This window comes from Acinetobacter sp. YH16042 (assembly GCF_013417245.1).
GTDB classification, from domain to species: domain Bacteria; phylum Pseudomonadota; class Gammaproteobacteria; order Pseudomonadales; family Moraxellaceae; genus Acinetobacter; species Acinetobacter amyesii.
The window spans coordinates 1-4,018 of the sequence record NZ_VPEJ01000060.1 but is presented as its reverse complement, the minus strand read 5'-3'; the positions used below and the strand labels follow the sequence as shown (position 1 = coordinate 4,018).

The window sequence follows — 4,018 nt, the reverse complement described above, 5'->3', positions numbered from 1 at the left end:
CTTTGACACTACTCGGTTCAAACGAGTAGCAATTTTTCCTCATTATTCTCACCAATGTTTCACCATCACTTTCTCGAATTTGTAGCGGATATTTTTTTAGTACAGCCATATCTGCTCTACGTTCATCAATTTCGTCTTTGCTTGGTATGTATAAAAAGATAGCCAAAATGAACACCATCATCACAGCAACAAACGTGCTGGCAAAAATAATGATAAGTTTTAAGTTGAGCCTGTGTGTAGCTTCGTTTAATGCCTGAATACTGTTGTTTAATGCGCCTGTATGCTTCTTATTTGCGTTTTCTAGCGATTTTTCAGCCTTGTCTAGTATTCCACTAGCGACATGGTTGTAAAACTGCTCTAATCGCTTGTTATCGTCTGCTATGGCTTCTCTATATTCCTTCATGGATGCCAGTAAAATATATAATTGGTCATCTAAATCATTTTGGTTGCTCATAACGACATTCCGCCTCTACTTAGTTTTTGAGATGCCTTGCGGAGTGCTTGCTCGGCTCGTTGTTTATCTAATTCTTGCTGTCGCTTCATTTCCGATTGGCGTTCCAGTTCTAGGCGTTTGGTTTCTTGGTTCTTCTGCCATTGATCAAAACCTTGATCGACACGGCTTAAACCACGCTGTAAAACGCTCTCTTTTTGCTGTTTCTGTTGGTGAAGCTGTTGGCTATTTTGCTGTTTGACGTTGTCATTAAAACGGCTGATTTCAGTGTCTATGCCTTGTCTGCGTAATTGGGTGACTTTAGTGCCTTCATGGATGGTGGCTTGTAGTCCATTGTTTTGATCGGCATAGCTGCGGTGGTCTATTTTTTCTCGGTAGCCTGCACGTTCCAATGCATTGTTGGCTAAGTCTGCCCATGTTTCTCGAATTTGCTTAATATCTTCTTGAGTTGTACCCATACAAAGGCTTTTTCGTTTGGCGTTGCTTAATTCAATATCGGTTTTGGTGGTCAGGGTGAGTTTATTATCCGTGTCCAGTTCTGCCTTTCGGGTGGTGAGCATGATATGGGCGTGGTGGTTTTTATCATTACCGCCTTTGCTGGGTTCATGGATGGCTAAATCTGCGATCACGTCATAGCGATCAACTAAGGACCTGGCAAAGTCTTTTGCCAAGTCCTTACGTTGATCAGCGTCTAATTCATCAGGTAGGGCAATGACCCATTCTCTAGCGGTTCGGGCATCTTTACGGTTTTCGGTTTTTTCTGCCAAGTTCCAAAGTTCGCCACGGTCAATTTCAATATCTAAATTAGAGATAATTTCAGAATGGGCGACACCGTCTTTTCTCGTAAAGTCATGGGTCAGCCCTGTGCGTTCATCTTCTAGTTTTTCACCTGCACGATAGGCACTTGATGCAACCGCAGTTCGTCCTGAACTTCGGTTCACCGTTTTAGTTGAACAATGATAGATTGCCATGCAGTCGCCTTGAGATGCTTTTGCTTTTAAAAAATTGCGTAGCAGTTTTTTGGGGTTAAGGGGTATCCCCTTACGCAAACTTTGACTTGGATGAAATCCAAGTCGTAAGTGCGCATTTCATGAAAAACACGATAGCATATAGCCCGCTTGAATTTCAATTCATAGGGCCTTATGCTTGAGTGGTTTTCTATATCCCGAAATCTGAATCATGACAAAAGCTGCTGAAAATCTCGAAAAGAAAATTGAAGCCCAGTTGGAAAAGTTGAAACAGTTAAAGGCTCGTAAACAGGCTATCGAAGCTAGAGAAAAATCAAAACAAAAAGAGCAGGAAAGAAAAGATGATACTCGACGCAAAATTTTGCTCGGTTCTTATTTGATTAAAAAAATGAATGCCAATGAAGCCAATAAAGAAAAAATACTCGCTGAACTCAACGAGTATTTAATAGAAGATCGAGACAGAAAATTATTTAACCTTTAAAACCTAAACTTCTTAAATGTGGAATAAACTCTTTTTGTTTTTCAGGGTCTATCAGCATGTCTTTAATTCGACTAGCTAAAGCCTCATAACTCTCATTACCAACAGCTAAATGTGATAGGCCCGGTAATTTGGCAAGCTGATTTCCAAACATATTAATTTGCCCATCAGTCATTTTGAAAAACATATCGACGGTATTCATATCTCGACTTGAGTTGATTTTTGGCTTTTCAAATTTTTCTTTAACTTTGAATCTAAACCCCACAACAGTTCTACCCTCTTTTATATTTTCATAAGTTAGATTTAAATCTGTTTGAGAGTTAATTTCTTCTAAAGAAGGCTCTAAAACACGGGTTTTTAAATTAGACATTCGATCATAAGACTTAGGCAATCCTAACTCTGTTTTTATACGATCTAAACTTAATTCAAATTTACCTAGACCCTGATATTTCTTGGCAAGATGATACAGGTCAAAGGAATAATCTTTTTTAAGTCTGAGTACCACTTCTTTTTTATATTTGGTGTAAGGGTTGAGCTTATCAAATTCTTTTAGCATTAAAAGAACTTCCTCAGGAAAGCAAATTGATATTGCTCCATTGTCGTATTTTGCTCGGATTACCCAAGAACAAGAAACTTTTTTCCCCTTTTCATCTGTATAGGTAAAGTACCTACGCAGCATATGCTTACTAGCTTCCTCCATCGACTTATATGCAGAGTGGGTTTTTATATTGCACTCTTTAGCAAAGTTTTCAGCAGTAATAGTAATGGGGTCTTTTTCGGTAGCGTTGGTAACTCTAGCGATAGGACTTGCTAAAACCAATAAACGCTTTTCATCGATAGACATGCTTTTAAAGCATTCTTGAATATTATTTTGTATGACCACCCATGAAGGTGGATAGGTTTTTTTATCTTCCATTTGAAAACTACATACTGAGCAATGTAATTTGCAAAATACCAAGCTGCTGTTTTTTTAGCTATTATTTTTGTAGCTTTTTAACAAAACTACAATAAAAATAATGTAGCTTAATGTCCTCCATTTGTAGTTTTAAATTCCTCCATTTGTAGTTTTAAAAACTGATTTAGTCCTCCATTTGTAGCTTAATATCCTCCATTTGTAGTTTTTTAAAGTTTGAAAGCCTTATGAATAAAGGGTTTGAAGGGGGTCTAAAAGCTTTTAAAAGCTTATTAAAAAGATAAAAAAGGATTTTTTATTTAATACAATTGAAAATAATTTTTTATAATTAATTCTAATTCTTCGTGTAAGGCTGTTTACGGCCGATTAAAAGAAAATAGGTATACAACCATATGTTTACATGTAAACGTTCGAAATACGCGAAACTGTGAGCATAGGGACTATATTTTTATGTATTCCTATGTTAGAGTTTGAACTGTTTGAAAATAAAGCAAAAAAAAGGCACTTGCGTCAACAAGTACCTTTTTTGAAATCTTTAATATCAAATAGCTAACAAATCAAACCAAAGGAGGTTAAAAAAGCCATAAGAATTAATGATTTACGTTTAAAATGCATAAACGATTCTATCATTGATAAACAATTTGTTCAAGTTAGCGAACAGATAAGGCTGATTAACCTCCATTTTTTACAATGGAGGAATCATCATGATTCCAGTTTTACCGGCAGTAGATACACATAAAGCACATATCTTGCACCGCTTATTAAATAGGGTGCCTGTTAAAAACAAAGATATGTGGTCGTCTATTGATTCTAGTTACTCTGCGTGTCGTATTAGCGAATTACGTAGTGATGGATGGAATATTGAAGATCACTATTTATCTGAAGATTCAAAACTGAAAAAACGTGTGCGAGTAAAAGTGTACTTCATACCATCTTTATTAATTAGTGAATTGTTGAAAGAACAGGCAATTCAAGATTTTTTAAGAAGGTTTGAATATCGACAAGCCAGTTAAATAGAAAAAAGGAAGGGTTATCCCTTCCTTTTTTTGCTTTAAAAAACAGACTTTGTAATCAGAGAGAAAAACGCATGAATTTTGATACCAGGTGATCGCTCGTAGGCACTTGCTCGGCTCTTACTAGAATGAGTTTTTTATTAAAATATTTAATCAGTACCGTGGAACAACGATCAAATATCAAACTTGGAACAT

Annotated in this window: 5 protein-coding genes; 2 read left to right on the top strand and 3 right to left on the bottom strand. The window is 36.3% G+C overall.

The window, feature by feature from the left end; all coding sequences use genetic code 11:
- Both FTV37_RS16545 and mobQ read right to left on the bottom strand, forming a co-directional pair.
- The coding region (locus FTV37_RS16545) for a hypothetical protein (protein ID WP_180064288.1) at window positions 1-454 on the bottom strand (454 nt) is incomplete at its 3' end.
- Complete coding sequence (gene mobQ / locus FTV37_RS16540; protein WP_180064287.1) at window positions 451-1,422, bottom strand: MobQ family relaxase; 972 nt, start codon at window positions 1,420-1,422, stop codon at window positions 451-453. The genes mobQ and FTV37_RS16545, both read right to left, overlap by 4 nt.
- 208 nt (window positions 1,423-1,630) lie before the next feature.
- Here mobQ and FTV37_RS16535 point away from each other — a divergent pair, with 208 nt between their 5' ends.
- On the top strand, window positions 1,631-1,900 hold the full coding sequence (locus tag FTV37_RS16535) for a mobilization protein (protein ID WP_180064286.1): 270 nt from the start codon (window positions 1,631-1,633) through the stop codon (window positions 1,898-1,900).
- Here FTV37_RS16535 and FTV37_RS16530 read toward each other — a convergent pair.
- Window positions 1,890-2,813: a RepB family plasmid replication initiator protein gene (locus tag FTV37_RS16530; protein ID WP_179991712.1), complete on the bottom strand. Its 924-nt coding sequence runs from the start codon at window positions 2,811-2,813 to the stop codon at window positions 1,890-1,892. The genes FTV37_RS16535 and FTV37_RS16530 overlap by 11 nt on opposite strands.
- Before the next feature lie 701 nt (window positions 2,814-3,514).
- Here FTV37_RS16530 and FTV37_RS16525 point away from each other — a divergent pair.
- Window positions 3,515-3,823, top strand: coding sequence for a hypothetical protein (locus FTV37_RS16525; RefSeq protein WP_179991713.1), 309 nt, complete (start codon window positions 3,515-3,517; stop codon window positions 3,821-3,823).
- The last annotated feature ends 195 nt before the right edge of the window (window positions 3,824-4,018 follow it).